14 protein-coding genes and 2 pseudogenes are annotated in these 18827 nt (G+C 61.2%); 2 read left to right on the top strand and 14 right to left on the bottom strand.

The window, feature by feature from the left end; all coding sequences use genetic code 11:
* The 7 genes from ACR0KW_RS22125 to ACR0KW_RS22155 all read right to left on the bottom strand — a co-directional run.
* A partial coding sequence (locus tag ACR0KW_RS22125) for a thiamine pyrophosphate-binding protein (protein ID WP_480806301.1) occupies window positions 1-157 on the bottom strand: 157 nt, incomplete at its 3' end.
* Window positions 158-197: 40 nt separating this feature from the next.
* On the bottom strand, window positions 198-1601 hold the full coding sequence (locus ACR0KW_RS22130; RefSeq protein WP_480806948.1) for an NAD(P)/FAD-dependent oxidoreductase: 1404 nt from the start codon (window positions 1599-1601) through the stop codon (window positions 198-200).
* A gap of 37 nt (window positions 1602-1638) precedes the next feature.
* A complete protein-coding gene (locus ACR0KW_RS22135; RefSeq protein WP_155142170.1) occupies window positions 1639-2025 on the bottom strand; it encodes a nuclear transport factor 2 family protein in 387 nt (128 codons plus the stop codon).
* A 26-nt stretch (window positions 2026-2051) separates the two neighbouring features.
* Window positions 2052-2546 (bottom strand): universal stress protein, encoded by a 495-nt coding sequence (locus ACR0KW_RS22140; RefSeq protein WP_170329029.1) that lies wholly within the window; start codon window positions 2544-2546, stop codon window positions 2052-2054.
* Window positions 2547-2564: 18 nt separating this feature from the next.
* Window positions 2565-3905: a TRAP transporter large permease gene (locus ACR0KW_RS22145; RefSeq protein WP_170329028.1), complete on the bottom strand. Its 1341-nt coding sequence runs from the start codon at window positions 3903-3905 to the stop codon at window positions 2565-2567.
* Between the two features lie 18 nt (window positions 3906-3923).
* Window positions 3924-4460, bottom strand: coding sequence for a TRAP transporter small permease (locus ACR0KW_RS22150; protein ID WP_170406393.1), 537 nt, complete (start codon window positions 4458-4460; stop codon window positions 3924-3926).
* A 67-nt stretch (window positions 4461-4527) separates the two neighbouring features.
* Window positions 4528-5544, bottom strand: a complete 1017-nt coding sequence (locus tag ACR0KW_RS22155) for a TRAP transporter substrate-binding protein (RefSeq protein WP_480806949.1) — start codon at window positions 5542-5544, stop codon at window positions 4528-4530.
* Between the two features lie 156 nt (window positions 5545-5700).
* On the opposite strand from ACR0KW_RS22155, the gene ACR0KW_RS22160 reads away from it, so the two are divergent.
* Window positions 5701-6654 carry a LysR family transcriptional regulator gene (locus ACR0KW_RS22160; protein ID WP_480806950.1) on the top strand — a complete coding sequence of 318 codons (954 nt, stop codon included), beginning with the start codon at window positions 5701-5703 and terminating at the stop codon, window positions 6652-6654.
* Window positions 6655-6801: 147 nt separating this feature from the next.
* On the opposite strand, the pseudogene ACR0KW_RS22165 reads toward ACR0KW_RS22160, so the two are convergent.
* Window positions 6802-7503 (bottom strand): annotated as a pseudogene (locus ACR0KW_RS22165) (IS6 family transposase).
* Window positions 7504-7562: 59 nt separating this feature from the next.
* Between ACR0KW_RS22165 and ACR0KW_RS22170 the strand changes: the two are divergent.
* Window positions 7563-7703: pseudogene (locus ACR0KW_RS22170) on the top strand (IS5/IS1182 family transposase); the annotation flags it as partial.
* A 277-nt stretch (window positions 7704-7980) separates the two neighbouring features.
* On the opposite strand, the gene tcuA reads toward ACR0KW_RS22170, so the two are convergent.
* The 6 genes from tcuA to ACR0KW_RS22200 are packed head-to-tail and all read right to left on the bottom strand — an operon-like array spanning window position 7981 to window position 18799.
* Window positions 7981-9456, bottom strand: a complete 1476-nt coding sequence (gene tcuA, locus ACR0KW_RS22175; RefSeq protein WP_480806951.1) for an FAD-dependent tricarballylate dehydrogenase TcuA — start codon at window positions 9454-9456, stop codon at window positions 7981-7983.
* 4 nt (window positions 9457-9460) lie between these two features.
* The gene (locus ACR0KW_RS22180; protein WP_480806952.1) at window positions 9461-11143 is read right to left on the bottom strand and encodes a thiamine pyrophosphate-binding protein; all 1683 of its coding nucleotides are present in this window, start codon (window positions 11141-11143) and stop codon (window positions 9461-9463) included.
* Between the two features lie 4 nt (window positions 11144-11147).
* A complete protein-coding gene (locus ACR0KW_RS22185; protein ID WP_480806953.1) occupies window positions 11148-13559 on the bottom strand; it encodes an FAD-dependent oxidoreductase in 2412 nt (803 codons plus the stop codon).
* Entirely contained in the window at window positions 13552-15969 is a 2418-nt protein-coding gene (locus ACR0KW_RS22190) for a GcvT family protein (RefSeq protein ID WP_480806954.1), read from the bottom strand. The genes ACR0KW_RS22185 and ACR0KW_RS22190 overlap by 8 nt, the downstream gene beginning before the upstream one ends.
* Window positions 15966-17255, bottom strand: a complete 1290-nt coding sequence (locus ACR0KW_RS22195) for an aspartate aminotransferase family protein (protein ID WP_480806955.1) — start codon at window positions 17253-17255, stop codon at window positions 15966-15968. Before ACR0KW_RS22195 ends, ACR0KW_RS22190 begins: the two co-directional genes overlap by 4 nt.
* Window positions 17252-18799, bottom strand: coding sequence for a trimethylamine methyltransferase family protein (locus tag ACR0KW_RS22200; protein ID WP_480806956.1), 1548 nt, complete (start codon window positions 18797-18799; stop codon window positions 17252-17254). The genes ACR0KW_RS22195 and ACR0KW_RS22200 overlap by 4 nt, the downstream gene beginning before the upstream one ends.
* Window positions 18800-18827 lie beyond the last annotated feature (28 nt).

Raw genomic sequence — 18827 nt, forward strand, 5'->3', positions numbered from 1 at the left:
CGCCCGAGCCTTCATGCGCGCAATCCCAGAAGGTGATGCCGGCTTTCCCAAAAATATCCGAGATCGGCATCATCGCCGAACCGATGATGCCAAAGGCATGTTCAATACCGTGAAGCTGCAGAACCTTAACAAAGGCCTCTTCCGTGGTCATTTTCATCTGTGTCTGTCCTTGTTTGAGACGTCAAAGCGTTGGTGAGTTAGAGAATTTCATCCCTGAGGTAGTAGCCGACATAAGCCATGCGCTGGCCCAATCGTCGGAAAGGTGTGAGGATGCCGTGGCTTGGCAGAGGCGACGTGAATATTGGCAGGTCAAATGCCTTGTCCTTTTCACCGGCAACCAACTGCGCCATGCGTCGCCCGGCCTGGGCTGAATACATCACGCCGTTGCCGCCATACCCCATCGCGTAGAACACGCTTTGATCAGGGTCTGGCTGGAAGATACGCGGCATCATGTCGTGGCTGACATCGACCCACCCCCACCACGAGTAGTCGAGGTTGATGTCTTCCAGCGCCGGGAACTTGCGGGCAAGACCTTTTTTCAGCTGTTCCAAATGCTTGTCGTTTTCAGCATCCCGCCCTGTCACCGCACTGCGGCTGCCGATCTGCATCCTGTTGTCCGGCAACAGGCGATAGTAGTGCCGCAGCGTGCGGGTATCGGTCAGGGGCGACTTGGTCTGAATGCCGCATTCGTCCAGCTCGGACTGGGTTAACGGCCGGGTGACCATCGAATTCGACAGAATCGGCATCAGGCGATGTTTCGTCCGATTGTTCAAGCCGGGTGGCGTGTAGCCGGCGGTCGCCAGAGCTACGGTCTTTGCCCGGACTATGCCCCCCGGCGTGCGCAGATGATGAACGCCGCTTTTGGTCTCCCATCCCATCACCGGGCTGCCAGTGTGGATTTTCACGCCCAACCGGCGGGCCATGTTGACATAACCAAAGGCCAGCTTGCCGGCATGGATGCAGGTGCCATCAGGCTCCCACATGGCGCCTGCTGCCTCCATGTCCCGCACGTGGCTTTCGTGCAATTCATCGCGGTAGATGATGCGGGAGTCATAGCCGAACACATCGTTCAGCAGCTTGCTCTCTTTCTTGAGCGACGGCATCACCTTGTCCCGGTGAGCAATATAGTAATGCCCACCCGGCTGCGGATCGCAGTCGATATCATCCGACGCGATTAGATTATTGAACAGCTCAAAGGCTTCGGTCACCTCTGCGTGCATGCCCTTGGCGACATCAATGCCCCACCGCTCGATCCACTGCGAGCGCTTCAGGCGCCCGGATGAAATCTGGGCCTGCCCGCCATTGCGGGTCGAACAGCCCCAGGCCACGGTGTTTGCCTCCAGAACCACGGCCTGAATGCCATGTTCCTTGGCCAGATGAATGGCGGTCGACAGGCCGGTATAGCCCGAGCCGATGACAACGACGTCGGCGTCCATGTCACTGGATACTGGGCCATCATCAGCGGGCGGCGTGCCTGCGGTGCCAATCCAATAGGTTGGCGCGTGGTCGCGATTGTGACCCGGACCCGCATCTATGATGGGGTCATACTTGGGATCATAACTGGCCTTGGGCCAGTGACGCGGGATGCTGTTGTCCACCATTCTTGTTTTTCTCCGAAGCTGCGCGCAGGGCGGCGGATCAGGCTTTGAACATTGGGCGCGTTTTGCGAAGCGCCTGTTTCACGATGATTTTCCCGTCACGCACAGTGAACAGATCGGCGCCTTCAGCCTCGATCCGCATGCCGTTGGCATCGGTGCCGGAAAAGGTCCATTCCGATACGGCCCGGTCACCATGCACGAAATGGCTGTGGTGATCCCAATGGGCGTCCTTCATGCCGGCCCACACGCCAGAGAAGGCGGCGGCGATGGCTTCGGCACCTTCGACTTTGTTGCCGTATTTCTCGTCTCCGGCGACGGTGTAGAACACGCAATCATCGGCGAAATGGGTCATCACACCGTCGATGTCGTGACGGTTGAACGCGTCGAACGTGTCGGCCAGGTCCTGCGCCGTCAGGGTTTTGCTCATTTTGTGTTTCCTTTTCAGAGGGGGTGTTACGTGTCGTCCGGGTTCGGAACGATCAGTGTCGGGATTTTGGACCGCCGCAAAACGCGTTTCGCGACAGTGCCCAGGAAGGTGTGCGAGAAGCCATGGTCATGCGCGCCCAGAACGATCAGATCGCAGCCCATCTCCACCGAACGGCGCAGGATCACTTCGGCCGGGTGGCCATCGGTGACCTCGACCGAGGTGACCTGTTCGCGGATCTTGGCATCATCGCCTTCGAAACGGGCCCAGAACTTGGCCTGCCGTTCGGCCAACACTTGGCGCACCATTTCGTGGCGGCGCGACTGCGCGGTTTTGCGGGTCTCCTCGTTCAGGATGAACATTTCCATCGTGATTTTGACGTCATCTGAAAGCGGCTCGTTGACGTGTAGGACGTGAATCTGCGCTCCGGTCGCCTGCGCGATGCTGGCGGCATGACGCAGGGCGTGGGGTGAGTTCGCCGACAGGTCGGTGGCAAACAGGATGTTGGTGACCAGTTGTTTCATGTCGTCATCCTTTCCGGGTCAGTAGCCCAGCAGCCGTGGCAGCCACAGCGACAGTTCAGGGAAGAAGGCGATGATGAAGATCGCGGCGGTATTGGCGGCAGCAAACGGCAGCGCCCGCAGCGAGATCTGCTCGATCGAGATGTTCGAAATCCCCGAGGCGATGAACAGATTCTCACCCAGCGGCGGGGTCTGGAAGCCGATGCCCAGGGTACAGACCATCACCACGCCAAAGTGGATCGGATCAATGCCCACCGAATAGGCCACCGGCAGCATCACCGGAACCAGGATCAGGATAGTGGCCAGCGTCTCCATGAACATGCCGACAAACAGCAGGAAGAAGATGATCAGCGCCCAGATCAAATAAAGGTTGTCGGTAAAGCTGAGCATCGAGTCGGCGATGATCGCCGGGATCTGGTTTTCCACCAGCAGGCGGCCGAATACGGTTGCGGTGAACAGGATCAGCAGCACCCGCCCAGTCAGCCACGTCGTGGCCTCAAGCGACTGGAACAGCGATTGCCAGGTCAGTTCGCGGTAGATGACCACACCTACGACCAGCGTGTAGAAGATCGCGACAATTGCGGCCTCGGTCGGGGTGAAGAAGCCGGTGTAGATACCGCCCAGGATCACCAGCGGTGCCATCAGCGACCAGAACCCGCGATACATCTCGCAGAACACGTTACGGATGGACCAGCCTTCGGCCGATCCCTTGTAGCCGCGCTTTTTGGACATGAAAAAATTCAGGATCAGCAGGCTGGTGGCAATCAGGAAGGCCGGAACAAAACCTGCGATGAACAGTTTCGAGATTGAGACCGATTGGAAGGTGCCGAATTTCTCGACCGCTTCGGGCGGTGGTGCCATGCCGAGCGCGGCAATGCCGAAAATCACCATCGGGATGGAGGGAGGAATGATAATCCCGAGGCCGCCAGAGGAGGCCGTGATCGCCGAGGCATAGCCGCGCTCATATCCGCGGTTGATCATTGCAGGGATCATCAGCATCCCCACCGCCGCGGTTGTTGCCGGGCCGGAACCCGAGATGGCGCCAAAAAACAGACAGGCCATGACAGTTGCCGCCGAAATGCCGCCGGTGAAGGGGCCGGCCAGACTTTCAGCGACATTGATAAGCCGTTTTGATATCCCGGCGGCCTCCATCAGGGCTCCGGCCAGGATAAAGGCGGGCAGCGCCATCAGCGGGAAGGCTCCCACCGAAGTAAAGGCGATCTGCACGAATTTGATGGGGTTTTCGCCCAGATACAGGAACGAAAATAGCGAAGCCACACCCAGGGCAACCGTGATCGGTGCGCCGATGAGCAACAAAAGAAGAAACGATCCAAATAGGATTGTGACGATTTCGGATTCCATGACGTGTCCTCCCGGCCCTTAGTCGTTCTTGGCTGCTTCAGTGGCAGCTTTGATTTCGTCGAGGTCGATCTGATCGGGGTCGTGAATTTCCTCGCCCTTGATCAGGCGGCGGTAGTTCACCTGAAGGATGCGGAAGGTCATCAGCGCAAAGGCGATGGGCAGCACCATGTAGATGTACTTCATCTCGATGCCCAACGTCTGGGACTTCCAGAACTTGTTCATTTTGTTGAAAACAAAGTCCGTCGCCAGATAGAGGAAGTAGACGTTGAAGAAGAGCCAGAAGAGATCGGCAAAGGCTTCGATATACTTAATCGCGCCGTCGGGCAGGAACTTGAACTGGAACGTCACGCGGTTATGCGCGCCCTTCAGGGCGGCGTAACTGGCGCCGAAATAGACGAACCAGACGAACATGTAGACCGAGAGTTCCTCGATCCAGCTGATCGAAAAGCCGAAGACTTCGCGCGCGACGATCTGTACGAACAAAAGGCAGACGAAACCGGATAACAAAATCCGGCATATGACGCTTTCTATATTGTCCAGAAATTTCCAGAACATGTGGTTTCCCTCCTCCCTGAGATGAGAAGAGCGCCGTGGCGCTCTTCCCTGCATCGCTCTGCGGCGATTACTGCTGGACCGGATCGCGGCCGATGGCTTCGAGAACAGCGTTCAGCTTTTCGACGCCACCGATGGACTCGTAGAACTGCGGCCATACGGCACCGGTCGCCAGTTCGATGAACTCGGCCTCGTCGTTTTCGGGATCAACAATTTCCATGCCCTTGGCGACCAGCTCTTCTTTGATCGCGGCTTCCGAGTCGCGCAGGAACTGAGCGGATTTCAGGGTCGCTTCCTGACCTGCTTCCAGAATCATCTGCTGCTCTTCTTCGCTCAGGCTCTGGAACACGGCCTCGGAAATAATCAGCGGTTCGATCGAGAAGATGTAACGCAGGTTGGTGACGTGGTCCTGCACTTCATAGAACTTCATCGCGTTGATGGTCATGTACGGGTTGTCCTGACCGTCAACGACCTTGGTCTGCAGGCCGGTGAAGGTTTCCGACCAGGCCATCGGGGTCGGGTTGATGCCCCAGGCCTTGTAGGTTTCGATCATGATCTCGTTCTTGGGAACGCGGATGATCAGATCCTGCAGGTCGGCAACCGAAGTTACAGGTTTCTTCGAGTTGGTCAGGCGGCGGAAGCCGGTATAGGTCCACGCAATGATGCGCACGCCTGCGTCACGGATTGTGTTTTCGGTCAGTTCCTGGCCGATCGGGCCCTGGGTCAGGGTTTCGGCGTCTTCCAGGCTCAGAATGACGTAGGGCAGGGTGAATACGCCCACCGAAGGCGAGAACGGGGTGACGTTGTTGATCGCCAGCAGCGACATGTCCAGCGTGCCGATGGCCGCTTCGTTCACGGTGTCCTGTTCCGAGCCCAGCTGACCGTTCAGGAACAACGTGCCGGTGTGTTCGCCGCCCGATTTCGCCTCAAGCGCTTCGACAAAGAACTTGCCGGTCGCTTCCTGCGGGCTGCCTGCACTGTCGCCGACCGCGATCTTGAAGTTTTTCGCGTCAGCCGCGCCTGCAACCATCAGCGCCGCTACGGATACAGCGGCGGTGAAGGTGCCAAGCTTGTTGATGAATGACATGGATTTCCTCCCTTTTGTCAGGTTTCGAGGTGCGCGCTGACCAGGGGAGAGTTGGCCAGTCCGATTCTGCCTCGGCGCGGAAAACCTAGCTTGCGCAAAGTGTTTCTTCGTTGCTAAACTTTGCGCGATAGGTTTCACATATATCGAACTTGCAGAATGAAGCTCGACACACTGTCCACACGAATAGGCGACGCCGATATCCGGCTGTTGCGGGTGTTCAAAACCGTTGTTGAAAGTGGCGGGCTTTCGGCAGCCGAGGTTGAGTTGAACATCGGCAAATCGACAATCTCCAAACACATCTCGGACCTTGAGCTGCGTCTGGACCTGAAACTCTGCAATCGAGGGCCTTCCGGTTTCTCGCTGACAGAAGACGGGGCAAAGGTGCTGCGCGCCGCTGAAGACTTGCTGATTTCCGTCTCGCAGTTTCGAACCGAAGTGAACGAAATCAAGGAGCAACTGGCGGGAACCATTCGTGTGGCGCTGTTCGATCAATGCACCTCAAACCCGGAGGCGCGGTTGGCCCGCTCGATTCACAAGTTCAACGAGGCTGCGCCCGCCGTTCAAATCGAGCTTTCGGTGGAACCCCCCAACGTGATTGAAACCATGGTTATTACCGGGCATCTGGATATCGGGATCATTGCGTTGCACCGTCCCTCAGCCAGTCTTGATTATATACCGCTGTATGGAGAAGACATGTTCCTGTACTGCGGCAACGAGCACCCCTTGTTCGAGCGATCAGAGTCCGATCTAAGCGTGGACGAGTTGCGCAAGTTCAACTATGCGGGCCTCAGTGTAAATTCCCCAAATCTCATCGTTGGTCAGCAATTGGGCTTTAAGCGGGCGGCAAAGGTACAGAGCGAACAGGCTCTCGCTGTTTTGATTCTTTCAGGCCGGTATCTTGGGTATCTGCCAGACCACCTTGCCCAGCAATTTGTCGACCAGAATATGATGAAGAAGGTTTTGCCCAGCAAAACTCAGTATCGAACGCGATTTGCGGCTGTGACCCGTAGGCAACCCGCGCCAACACGCATCACCAAACTTTTCATGAGTGTTTTGAGCCAACAACACGACAATCCAGATCATGCTGAAACCTGCTCACGGTTGATTTGAAGGCAACAAACACCAAGGAACGCGGTTCCGTCAATTCCGGGCCAAAACTCACAACACAACCGTATGGTCTTGTACTAAATGTAAAGGAGGCCACGCGAAGTTGTCACGTTAACTTCCGGCCCAACAATGAATGCTGATGCCGTGACTTTAATCCGCTCCATTGGTGGCATTCCAGGCATCAAATGCCTCAAGACGGTGATATAGAATTGTTAAGGCTGTGCGACGGCGAGTGGGGACGCAGAAACAATTCCGGGCGGCTGAGTGGGCGGCTACGACCCACTGCAAGTCCCTAGGAGATCGATATCCCCGCATAGTCCGCTCTCGCTTCCGAAATGGCTGATGACTGTTGTCAGCGCAGTTGTTCAAGCCTTTGTGTGCCCAATTATCCAATCCCGGCACTGTCTCCCGCTTGGCGGCGCTATATGAGCGCAGCGTGTCTGTGATGATCCGCTTGGGAATGAAACCGAGACGCTTTATCAGGCGACGAAACAGCCGTTTGACGGCCCGTTTATCCCGTTTCAGTTGGAGTATTTCGCCCAGCACAATACCATGTTGACCGACCGCGCGCCAAAGCCAATATTTGCGACCGGAGATTTTCACTACAATTTCATCCAGATGCCAGACATCGCCAGACCGACCCTGACGTTTTCGCGAATTTCGAGCGATCAGAGGTCCGAACTTGATGACCCAACGGCGAATGGTCTAATAGGAAACATCGATCTCGCGCTGCAGCAACAATTCCTCAACTTCCCGTGGGCTCAGATCGAAGCGTTCGTACAGCCACACCGCATGGGTGATGATCCCTTGAGGAAATCGGTGGCGCTTGTAGCTGATCAACGATGAATTCATCGACGCCACCAACGTCCAATAAAAGGCACAAGCAACCGAGCGAAGATTAACGTGACAACTACCTCAAACGTATTCTCGGCCTTGGACGACTCCAATTACGAGGCCCGTGCGGCGTTCAAGACGAATTCACCCTCGCAGCTACCGCCCAGAACTTCCGGAAGCTCGCAAAGCTCAAGCCGTCGATCACCGCCATAGGATAAAGGGCGAGGCCAGCTTCGGCTGGACCAACAAAATCAACGCTATAGCTCACACCCGAATTCGGGAACGAACGGCTTTTTCAACGGAATCAGCCCAGAATGCCGGATTCTGCGGGATCAGCGTACGGCTGATACTTGTCAGAAAGCTGGCATGCCAGTCAAAGACAACAGTTTCCGGAAAGTGATTTCATCATGCAATGTAGTGCAGGCGGCGCAGCCATCAGCCCATTCATTTAAACCCAGTGGCCTGCCCGTCTCCATTCTAGAAAGTCAGCTGCCCCTATCCGCAAAAGGCATGCGCCCCCGCCAGCCGGCCGAAGACAGATCCACTAATCAAGCCGGTCCCGCCAGGATAGTTGAAATAGAAGACCCCGCCGACCAGTTCCCCTGCCGCGAACAGGCCGGGGATCGGCGCAAGGTCATTGTCCAGGACTTGCGCGCTGTCCGGGTCGATCCTCAGCCCGCCGAAGGTGAAGGTGATGCCGCAACCAACCTGGTAGGCTTCGAACGGACCTTCGTCGATGGTGTTGGTCCAATTGGACTTTGGCACTGCCAAGCCCCGGGTGCCGCGGCCGTCCTTGATGTTCGGATCAAACGGCGTGTCCGTATCCACCGCTGCATTGTAGGTGTGGATTTCATCGAGAAAGCCTTGCGGGTCGACCCCCTCCAGCTTGTGCGCAAGCTCCTCCAGCGTCGGGGCTGTCACCTTGGTCACCCGCTTGATGCGGTATTCGTCTCGCAGCAGATGGGTTACCTTGGCGTCGAAAACCTGCCAGGCGAACTGGTCCGGCTGGTTCAGGATCACCCGGCCGTATTTGGCATAGGTGTAGTTGCGGAAATCCGCGCCTTCATCAACAAACCGGCGCCCCATGGCGTTCACCATCACCCCCCAGGGATAGGAATGCTTCTGAAAGCCGTCGCCCACATCCAGGTCGCCGAACTCCGGCGCGTTGTAGTCCCAGCCGACCGCGTGGCAGCCTGACCAGTTGCCATAGGTGGAGGCACCCGCCGCCATCGCCATCTTGATGCCTTCGCCGGTATTGAAGCGGGAGCCGCGCACCCGGGCCATCTCCCAACCGGGGCCAAGGTAGCGGGTGCGCATCTCCGGGCTGGCCTGAAAGCCGCCTGAGGCAATCACCACGGATTTCGCGTGAAGATCCTGAAGTTCTCCCCCGTGGCGGACCTTGACGCCGGTCACTGCGTAACCGTCGGTCAAGATCTCCACTGCCCGGGTTTCATAGCGGATCTCGACACCGGCCTCTTTGGCAATTCTGGTGTGTGCATCCACCAGGCCGGGGCCGCCGCCCCAGGCCTCAAGCGTCAGCCCTCCCCAAAACTTGAACCTCCCATCAACTTTGAACGCTTGCCGCCCGTAGATCGGCATGAAGCGGATACCCTTGCCGCGCATCCAATGCATCGTCTCGCGCGAGGTGGTCACCAGCCGTTCGCACAAGGCTGGATCGGTGCGGAAACGGGTGACCCGGAACATGTCGTCAAAGAACTGCTCCTGCGTGTAGGTGCCGAAATCGGTGATGGCGACCTGTTCATCGCTCAGGTCGGGGCAGAGCACGCGGATGTCCTCGACCCCATCATAGGCAAAGCGGATGGCGCCTGCGGTATAGCGGGAATTGCCGCCGTTTTCCGCCTCGGGTGCGCATTCCAGCATCAGGACGCTTGCCCCCTTTTCCCGCGCGGCGTGGGCGGCGCAAAAGGCCGCATTGCCGGCGCCGATAATGATCGTGTCCCAGGTGGTCATGGTCTCAGTCCTCGTGCGGTGCCTTGAACAGATCCTTGCGCAGCGTCATCAGCGCACCCGGATCAATCTTGCCTTGAATGATGGTGGTCTCATTACTGGCCAGCGCCGCCTCCAGTGCCGGGCCCAATTCACCGGGACCATCCACCCAAATGCCCCTGCCGCCGCACAGTTCCGCAAATTTGTCATAGCGCGGCGAGATGATCTCGGCCCCCAGAAGGCGGCCGCCATAAAATTCCTGCTGATAGGCCTTCTCGGCCCCCCAGGCCTCGTTATCCAGAACCACCACAATGATCGGCAGCCTGTGCTGAATGGCGGTCTGGATCTCGATCATCGTGTAGCCTGCGGCACCGTCGCCCATCACCGCCACAACCGGGCGATCCGGTGCCGCGGCCTTGGCGCCAATGGCCGCGGCCAGGCCAAAGCCGACCAGGCCGAAATCCAGCGGCGTAATCAGGCTCATCGGCTCATAGTGCGCCAGCCGGTCGGCGGCCTGCAGGCAGGTGTTGCCGGTGTCCAGGGTGACAATAGCGTTTTCCGGCAATGCAGCGCGGATCTCTGCCAGCGCCCGGCGCGGGTGCATCGGCAGGGTGGCGATCCGCGATTCCTCCGCACGTTCAGCGGCAAGGCTGGCCATGTCCGCCTTGAAGGTTGCGCTCCAGTCATCTGCCATCGGTTTCGACGCGGCTGCGGTCAAGGCTTCAGCAGTCAGCCTGGCATCGGCCTGCGCCGCGATCTCGGCGGGGAAGTAGCGGCCAACGGCAGAGCCGTCGATGTCCACATGGGCGATACGGGTCTCCGCGCCGACGTAATCATTGCTGTGAAAGGTAGAGTTGAAACCCAGCCGCGCGCCCAGCACCACCATCACGTCGGCTTCCTTGGTCAGGCGGCTGGCCACCCGGTTGCCTCGTGGCCCGGCCTGTCCCGCAAACCACGGATGGCCGTGACGCATCACGTCGGCATGGCCCGTCGAGGCGACCACCGGCACCTCCAGCGTTTCCGCCAGGGCGGTCAGCGCCGCGCGCCCTCCGCCCCATTTGAAGCCGCCGCCCGCAAAGATCACCGGACGTTCTGCAGTGGAAAGCATTGCAGCGATGGCGCTGATGTCTTCCGGCGCCGCTGGCCCCGCGCGGGCAATGTTAACCGGCTTGGGGTCTATGGCCGCGACTTCGGCGGCAAACAGGTCGCGCGGCACATGCAGCACAACTGGCCCGCGGCGGCCCGAATTGGCCAGCCGGATCGCATCCTCCAGCATTGGCGCCAGGCGCACAGGATCAGTGACCATGACCGAGCGTTTGGAGATCGGCGCAAACAGGGCCACTTGATCGACTTCCTGAAAAGTGTCCTTAGCCTGGTCGGCCCGGGTGATGGCGCCAGCAATCACCACCAGCGGCGAATAGGCCAGCTGCGCCTCCGCCACTGCGGTCACGGTGTTGACGACCCCCGGTCCCGCTTGCGCCCCCAGCACCACCCCGGGCTTGCCGGTCATGCGCGCCCAGGCGTCAGCCATATGACCCGCCGCGCGCTCATCCCGAGCACCAATGTAGGCAATTTCGCCGCCCTGATACATTGCGTCATAGAATTCCAGCATCGACCCGCCCAGCAGGCCAAATACGGTATCAATGCCATTGTTCTTCAAAACGCGGTAGACGGCCTCGCCTCCGGTGATCTTGGTGTCGATTGTGGTCATTGTCTCAATCCTCGGAATGGGGCCGCAGGTTTTGCGGGTCAAAAACTGCATCATCATGGACGGTCACGGCGAATTCCCGATTCAGAATCTGCACGCTCAGCCCTTCACGCGGCGTGCCCCTCTTGACAAACAGCCAGCCCAGCGATTTGCCAACCGTGTAGCCGTAGCCGCCGGAGGTGGTGAGTCCGACTGGTTTGCTGTGCAGAAGCACTGGCTCTCCGCCGTGGATATCGATGCCGTTGGAGTGCAGTTCCGCGTAGAACAGCTCCCAGCCGGGATCGCGAGACAGCAAAGCCTCCTTGCCTAGGAAGTTGCGCCCCTCGGCCACCACAAACCGTTCCAGCCCTACATCCAGCGGGCCCGCGTCTGTGGTAAGCTCGCCGGAGGCACGGTAAGCCTTCTCCATCCGCATCCCGTTGAAGGCATAGGAGCCAAGATCTGCCAGCCCGTGCTTCTCTCCGGCGCCAAAAAGTGCATCGTAGAGTTCGCCGATGCGCTCCAGCGGCGCGTGCAGTTCCCAGCCAAGCTCGCCAACGAAAGAGACCCGCAGGGCGTAACAGAGAATACCCGCCACGGTGATCTCCTGCCCGGACAGCCACGGGAACGCCCGGTTCGAGAGGTCCGTATCCGTCAGCTCCGCCAGAATCCGGCGCGAGGCAGGGCCGGAGAGCGCCAGCATGCCCCAATCCTGGCTGCGGTTGATCATCCGCACGTCTTCGCCGTCGCGGATATGCGACTTGATCCAGCCGAAATCCGGGTTGCAGCGGGCAATGGGTGACCCGGTGAAATAGCGGCCCTCCGCGATCCGCCAGATGGTGATCTCTGTCTCGAACCGGCCTTTCTCTGTCAGCAGGTGGTTGAGGCTCATCCGCCCGTCGCGGAACGGGATCCTGTTGGCCGACAGCCGGTCCAGCAGTGCGCCAGCATCCCGGCCTGTGATCTCAAACTGGGCAAAGGCGCAAAGGTCGATGACACCCGCCGCCTCCCGCGTTGCCCTGGCCTCCGACATCGCGTTGGCGTGCCAGGGCTGATGGCCCCAACCGATCTGCTCCACCTCGCCAAGGCTTCCGAAGTACCGGGGCCGCTCCCAGCCTGCGACCTCGCCGAACACCGCCCCTTTGGCGGCCAGCCTGTCATACAGCGGGTGGCGGTTCAGCGGCCGCAGACTGTTAAACTGCTTGCCAGGGCACGGGGTATCATGGCGGCGCATAAACTCGTCCTTGGTGCGCTCTACGATGAAATGATCGGTCGAGAAATTGCCATAGCGGCGCGGATCAAGACCGCGGGTGTTGATCGGGGCCTCGCCGTGCACCATCCAGTCAGCCAGCACCTTGCCCGCGCCGCCGCCCCAAGCCAGGCCAATAGAGGAGCCGCAGGACAGCCAGACATTCGGCACGCCCGACGGCCCCACCAGCATGCCGCCATCTGGCGTATGGGTGATCGCTCCGCGCACCACGCGTTTGATGCCTAGCTCCGCCAGCACTGGCATCTTCTCAAACGCCACCATCAGAAAATCGCCGATGGCATCGTAATCCGCCTCAAACAGCTCATTCTCTGCAGCCCAGGGCGCGCCCTGCGGCATCTCCCAGACGGTGGGACAGACATGGCCCTCGTAAATGCCGATCAGGCCGGATTTCTGCTCCTGCCGGATATAACCGCCATAGGCGTTGTCGCGCATCACCGGCAGCTCCGGGCGGTCCAGAAATTCCGGCACGGTATCTGTCACCAGATAATGATGCAGGCAGCTGACAGACGGAATTTTCAGCCCGAACCACTCCCCAACCTGATTGGCATAAGACCCTGCTGCAATCACCACATGCTCGGTCAGCACATCGCCCTTTTCTGTGCGCAGCAGCCACATGTCCCCCTTGCGCGAGGCACCCAGCACCCGGTTGCGTCGCTCGATCTTCGCGCCGCGCGCCCGGGTGGCGGCTGCCAGCGCCATGGTGACAGAGGAGGGGTCGATATGGCCGTCCTCAAAGGTGCGAACGGCCGCCTTGACGCCGTCCACCATGTAGAAGGGGTTCACCCGGGTGACCTCTTCCGGGCCCACCAATTCCATCGGCAGGTCCAGCAATTTACCGACCCCCATGATCGACTTCATCCAGTCGACTTCGTCATCAGTGGTTGCAATGCGGAAACCGCCAACTTCATGCCAGCCAATGCTCTGGCCGGTCTCCTGCTCGACCCTCTTGTAGGTCTCGATGGAGGTCTTGTTGATCCAGCCCATCAGCCGGCTGCCCACCGCATGGGCGATCTGCCCAGCTGCGTGCCAGGTGGAGCCGGAGGTGAGCTCGGCCTTCTCAAACAGGATCGTGTCGGTCCAGCCGTTCTCGGCCAGCTGGAACTGGGCGGCCACGCCCATGATACCGCCGCCGATGATGGCAGCCTGCGTGGTGCGGGTGGTGTCAGTCATGGGCAAAGGCCTCTTTGGCGGGCTTCAGCGACGCCTTGGCGGTGTAGCGGGTGCAGGCAATTTCGACCTCGAAGCCGGAAACCACTCCTCCATCCAACACGGCCGAGGGCAGCGCCCCGGGCGACATCTTAATCATCGCCAGAGCAACGGACCGCCCATAGCGGTAACTCCAGGCGGCGGAGGTGATCTGGCCCACAACTTGGCCGCCGTAGTAAACCGGCTCATCATGGATCGGGATCGCCTCCGGGTCGTCGAACAGGATCGAGATGATCCGGCGTTCCGGGATATGGTCCCGCAGCGCATCCTCACCTGCGAAGCTGGTGCCAAACGCGCAAAAGGCACCCAATCCAGCCTCCTGCGGCGTGGTGCCGGGGCCCAGTTCATGCCCAAAAGCACGGAAACCGCTTTCGATCCTCAGCGAACCGCTGGCATAAAGCCCGGCGTGGCTCGCGCCCGCTGCCACCAGCGCCTTGTAGGCCGCCATCGCCATGTCGGCGGGTATGTAGAGTTCATACCCTTCCTCGCCTGTAAAGCTGAGCCGCCCGGCCCAGCCGCGCGCCAGGCCGACCTCTACGGCGGCAAATTGAAAGCGTTTCAGGTCCGGCACAGAGCTGTTTGTTGTGGCTTGCAGCACCGCACGGGCCTGAGCGCCCGCCAGACCAAGGATCGCATAACCGCTGGTCACATCGGTGAACTCCACGCGGAAATCCCCACTGGTCTCCCGTATCCGCTTCATGTCGCGCACCACCTCCCCGGCACCCGCGATCAGCAGATAGGTCTCCGGCCCGTGCCGCTGCACCGTGACATCGCTTTCGATGCCACCCTTGCGGTTCAGGATCTGGCTATAGGCGATACGGCCCTCAGGAATGTCCATCTGCGCCGCGCAGAGATGGTTGAGGAAGGCACAGGCATCCGGCCCCTGGACCATGATCTTGCCAAAGGCGCTCTGGTCCAGGATGGCGGCGCCGTTGCGACAGGCCTCCACCTCGCTGCCCACCTGATCGCGCCAGGCAGGCACCCCGAAGGTCCGCGGCAAATGCGCGGCCTCACCGCCGAAATGCACCGCCCGCTCCCAGCCGCCGCGGCTTTCAAACCTTGCACCGGCCGCAACCAGACCCGCGTGGATGGGCGAGAGGCGCTGGCCCCGGGCGGTCTCCATCGACCGGCCCGGATAGGGATTGTCGTAATGGCGGCCCAGTACCTCGGGAATGCGAGCCTCCAGCGCGCCCAGCACGTTCATCTCGGGACTGAAGCGGCGGATGTCGGCCTCGTTCAGATCCATCGTCGGCTCGCCCGCAATGATCCATTCCGCCATCGCGCGCCCAGCCCCGCCCGCCAACGCGATGCCGGTGGAGTTCATACCGCCCATCAAGAACAGCCCCGGCACCTCCGGGCTTTCCCCCAGCATGAACTGGCTGTCGAGGGTGAAGCTTTCGGGGCCATTGAGCAGCATCCGCACTTCGGCCTTCTCCAAGGCGGGAATGCGGCGCAGCGCGTTTTCCATCATCGGCATGAAATGGTCCCAGTCCTCGTCCAAGAGGTCAAAGGAAAAGTCCTTGGGCAGCCGGTCCAGGGGCAAGCCTTTGGCATGCGGTTCGAAACAGCCAACCAGCAGCCCCTCGACATCGTCACGGGCATAGAGGAAAGCGTCCTGATCGTTCAATGTCGGCAGATGCGCGCCCTTGCCAAGCGCCTGCACCTCCTGCAATGGCTTGGTCAGGATGTAGAAATGCTCGCAGGCATAGAGCGGCATATGGGCGCCTGCCATGGCAGCCACCTCTCGGGACCAGAGGCCGCAGGCGATGACCACCTCATCGGCCTCGATCAGTTGACCGCCCACCGCGACGCCGGAAATACGCCCGCCCTGCTTTTGCAGGCCGGTGACGGCGGTATCTTCAATGATCTGCACTCCCCGCGCCCGGGCGCCCTTGGACAGCGCCAGCGCCACGTCCGAGGGGTTCACCCGCCCGTCCGCTGGCGACCAGACCGCGCCGATCACATCGCCAGTCTCGATCAGCGGCCACAGCTCCCTGGCGCGGGCGGCATCCACCACCTCGGCCTCGAGGCCAAAGGCGCGGCCCAGCGATACCTGCCGTTTGATATTGGTCAGCCGGTCCGGGTTGGTTGCCAGAGTCAGCGAACCTGTCTGGGTCCAGCCAGTGGCCTGACCTGTTTCGAGCTCCAGCTCGCCATAGAGATCAATCGAGTAGTTGATCAGCTTGGTCAGCGTCGCCGAGGGCCGCAGCCGACGCACCAGCCCTGCTGCGTGCCAGGTGGTGCCGCTGGTCAGCTTGGAGCGTTCCAGCACCACGATGTCTTTGCGCCCTTCGCGGGCCAGATGGTAGGCGATGGAGCAGCCGATGACACCGCCGCCGATGATCACGGTCCGGGCGTGGGAAGGCAGGGTCATTGCAGCACTCCGTCCTGGATAAGCGTGGCAAACACCGCATCAAAGGAGTCGAGCGCCTCGTCTATCAGTTCCGGGGTATGTGCCGCCGAGGTGACGCAGGAGGTATGGCTCATCAGATCCACACCGCGCGCCAGCAGGCCGTCGCGCAGGCCAACTACCAAGGCAGGCGGCACGCTGCGGATCTCAGCCGGGCTCAGCCCCGCCGGGTCAGTTGCGCCGAACAGCAGGTGGCAAGTTGAACTGTCCCCGTATGCGCACCCGGTGATACCGTGCCGCGCCATCAACGCATTGACGCCGCTGCGCAGGTGCCCTGCCATGACATCAGCCTGCGCCTGCGCCTCTCCGGTTGCCAGAATCGGAATCGCGGCACAGGCGGCCGCGGTAATCAGGGGGGAGCCATTGAAGGTTCCCTTGTGGCTGACCGGCGGCGACAGCCCGTCCCGCGCAGCGGCGTTGTTCATCAGCTCCATGATCTCCGCCCGGCCGCAGACGGCACCGCCCGGCAGGCCGCCGGTCACGACCTTGGCCAGCGTCGTCAGGTCCGGCACGATGCCGTCGCGCGCCTGCCGTCCGCCAGGCGACCAGCGAAGGCCGGTGATGATCTCGTCAAAGATCAGCACCGTGCCGGCGGCGCGGGCCGCGTCATGCAAGGCACGCAAAGTTTCCACGGGCAGCGGTACAGAGCCATAGTTGGCCCCAGAGGCTTCGATAATCACGGTGCCGATGCTGTTGTCCTGCAGGGCCGCTTGCATTGCCAGCGGGTCGGCAGCGCAGACCTCGATCAGGTCGGTTACCGCATCGGGAACCCCTAGGGACGCGGCCTGCAAACTGCCCGCCCTGGCACCTTTCAATGCGTGGTCGTGCCAGCCGTGATAATGGCCGTCGACCCGCAGCACCTTGTCCCTGCCGGACCAGGCCCGGCCCAGCCGCATCGCCAGCATCGTCGCCTCACTGCCCGAGGCGGTGAAACGGGCGCGTTCGGCGCAGGGAAACAGCCGGTTGACCCATTCCGCCCACTCGATCTCGGCCGCGTGGCAGTCGGCACTGAATATTGCGCGGGCGGCCTGCCGTTGCAGCGCCTCAACAATTGCAGGGTGGCCGTGGCCCAGCATCTGGCTGGCAGACCCCATCTTGAAGTCGATGTAGCGGCGCCCCTCCGCATCCCATTTCTCGGCACCTGCGGCGCGTTCGATGAAGACCGGATGGGGCGCGCGGTAGCGCAGTTCGTGACTGACCCCGCCCGGCAGCGCCGCAAGGGCGCGGCTGCTAAGTTCGCTGTTGCTCATGCGGGCCTGCCAATCTGTTCACGGGAAAGCCGGATATCAAATGCAGCGCGCAGCGCGCGGTCGGTCTCATCGCTGACATGCTGCGGAAAATGTGCGCCCAGAATTTCACGGGCCGTGTCCCGCGCGACGTCGCCAACCGGCCGGGCGCCATCCTCCTGCCATTCGCGAGGGGACCGGCGGTCGCCGATGTGCGGATAGAAGTAGTCGGACTTCATCCGCTCAAAAGTGTGCTGCTCTCCCAGATAGTGGCCTTCGCCGCGGCACACCTGGGCGATCACATCGGCGGCAATATTCTCCGGCGTGGCCTCGACCCCGCGGATCGTGCGCAGGATGTTGCCCAGCAGGTCATTGTCGCTCACATAGGCCGCATGGCTGACGCCCAGCAGGCTCGCCTGCATGCCCGCCGCCTGGGTCACAATGTTGGACCCTGCATGGGCGGCCATCGCCACGGCCAGCGATTTCTCGGCGCCGTATTGCGCGTCCAGGCATTTGGAATCGGTGATCCCCGCGATGGAGGAAACCGGCAGGCCGAAATGCCGCCCCATCTGGGCCGCGCCCGCCATCAGGACTGCCTGCTCGCCGCCGCCGCCGCACATCGACCCGGTGCGCAGATCGGCCACCAGCGGCTTGGGGGCATAGATCGCCTTGGCCTCCGGGTCCACCAGCCGGGCAAAAACCAGCCCGGCCAGTGTTTCCGCAACCGCCTGCACCAACGACCCGGCGATTGTGGCGGGGCTGGTCGCCCCGGCCTGGCCCGCGCTGATCAGCTGCACCGGGAAGCCAGCCCTGAGCGCCGCCTCCAGCACCTCGCAGGCTTCCTCGGCAAACCGCATCGGCGGCACCACGTGGCAGACCATCACCGTCAGGAAGGGCCGCGCCCGGAAGGCGGTTTCGCCGCCGGCGATCTGGTAGCAGAGATCCGCGATTGGCCGCACGTTCTCCGAGGCGCTGATCGAGATCGAGACATGCTTGGAGGTGCCCATCAGGCAGGCATAGGCGGTGTTCAGATCCATCGCCGCGTTGTCCTCGACGTCGCGGGCCACCACCGAGCGGCTGAAGTGGTGGATGTTCTCCATCCGGTCGACAATCCGCGCCGCGTCATACAGGTCCGCCAGCGTCGAGTCGCGATAGGCCCCGGTGTCGAGGTCAAACACCCCAGGCGCTGCGCCACCCGTCGACATGTGGACTCGCGCGCCATTGAGCTGCAGATCGTTTTCCGGCTCCTGGCCGCACAGCGTGAATGCCTTCTGCGCGTCTTCCACGGCCCACCGCACCAGGTCCCGCGGAAACAGCAGCCTGCGGTCTTCGGTCAGCTGCCCGCCAGCGCTGCAAACCTTGTCGATCATGGACGGAATGGCCTGGCTCAACCCTAGCGTTTCCAGAAGCGACAGCGCCGTTTCCTCAACCAGCGCTACCTCCTCCGACGCCAGAGGTTTCAGCCGCCCGCCTTCAACCCCGGGCCACACCGGCCTGACGTCGCCAGCCTCGCTGGTCGCACTAAGCCGCTCCTTACGCCCACGCCTTCGTTTTCCGGATGCCGCCATTTCATGAGTCCAGCTAAATTCTCCCAAA

This window comes from Ruegeria sp. CG11 (genome assembly GCF_056537245.1).

What these genes read in the sequence shown, in the direction of transcription:
- ACR0KW_RS22130 (WP_480806948.1), bottom strand. Translation starts at nt 1,601, where the DNA reads ATGGTGGACAACAGCATCCCGCGTCACTGGCCCAAGGCCAGTTATGAT.
- ACR0KW_RS22135 (WP_155142170.1), bottom strand. Translation starts at nt 2,025, where the DNA reads ATGAGCAAAACCCTGACGGCGCAGGACCTGGCCGACACGTTCGACGCG.
- ACR0KW_RS22140 (WP_170329029.1), bottom strand. Translation starts at nt 2,546, where the DNA reads ATGAAACAACTGGTCACCAACATCCTGTTTGCCACCGACCTGTCGGCG.
- ACR0KW_RS22145 (WP_170329028.1), bottom strand. Translation starts at nt 3,905, where the DNA reads ATGGAATCCGAAATCGTCACAATCCTATTTGGATCGTTTCTTCTTTTG.
- ACR0KW_RS22150 (WP_170406393.1), bottom strand. Translation starts at nt 4,460, where the DNA reads ATGTTCTGGAAATTTCTGGACAATATAGAAAGCGTCATATGCCGGATT.
- ACR0KW_RS22155 (WP_480806949.1), bottom strand. Translation starts at nt 5,544, where the DNA reads ATGTCATTCATCAACAAGCTTGGCACCTTCACCGCCGCTGTATCCGTA.
- ACR0KW_RS22160 (WP_480806950.1), top strand. Translation starts at nt 5,701, where the DNA reads ATGAAGCTCGACACACTGTCCACACGAATAGGCGACGCCGATATCCGG.
- tcuA (WP_480806951.1), bottom strand. Translation starts at nt 9,456, where the DNA reads ATGACCACCTGGGACACGATCATTATCGGCGCCGGCAATGCGGCCTTT.
- ACR0KW_RS22180 (WP_480806952.1), bottom strand. Translation starts at nt 11,143, where the DNA reads ATGACCACAATCGACACCAAGATCACCGGAGGCGAGGCCGTCTACCGC.
- ACR0KW_RS22185 (WP_480806953.1), bottom strand. Translation starts at nt 13,559, where the DNA reads ATGACTGACACCACCCGCACCACGCAGGCTGCCATCATCGGCGGCGGT.
- ACR0KW_RS22190 (WP_480806954.1), bottom strand. Translation starts at nt 15,969, where the DNA reads ATGACCCTGCCTTCCCACGCCCGGACCGTGATCATCGGCGGCGGTGTC.
- ACR0KW_RS22195 (WP_480806955.1), bottom strand. Translation starts at nt 17,255, where the DNA reads ATGAGCAACAGCGAACTTAGCAGCCGCGCCCTTGCGGCGCTGCCGGGC.
- ACR0KW_RS22200 (WP_480806956.1), bottom strand. Translation starts at nt 18,799, where the DNA reads ATGGCGGCATCCGGAAAACGAAGGCGTGGGCGTAAGGAGCGGCTTAGT.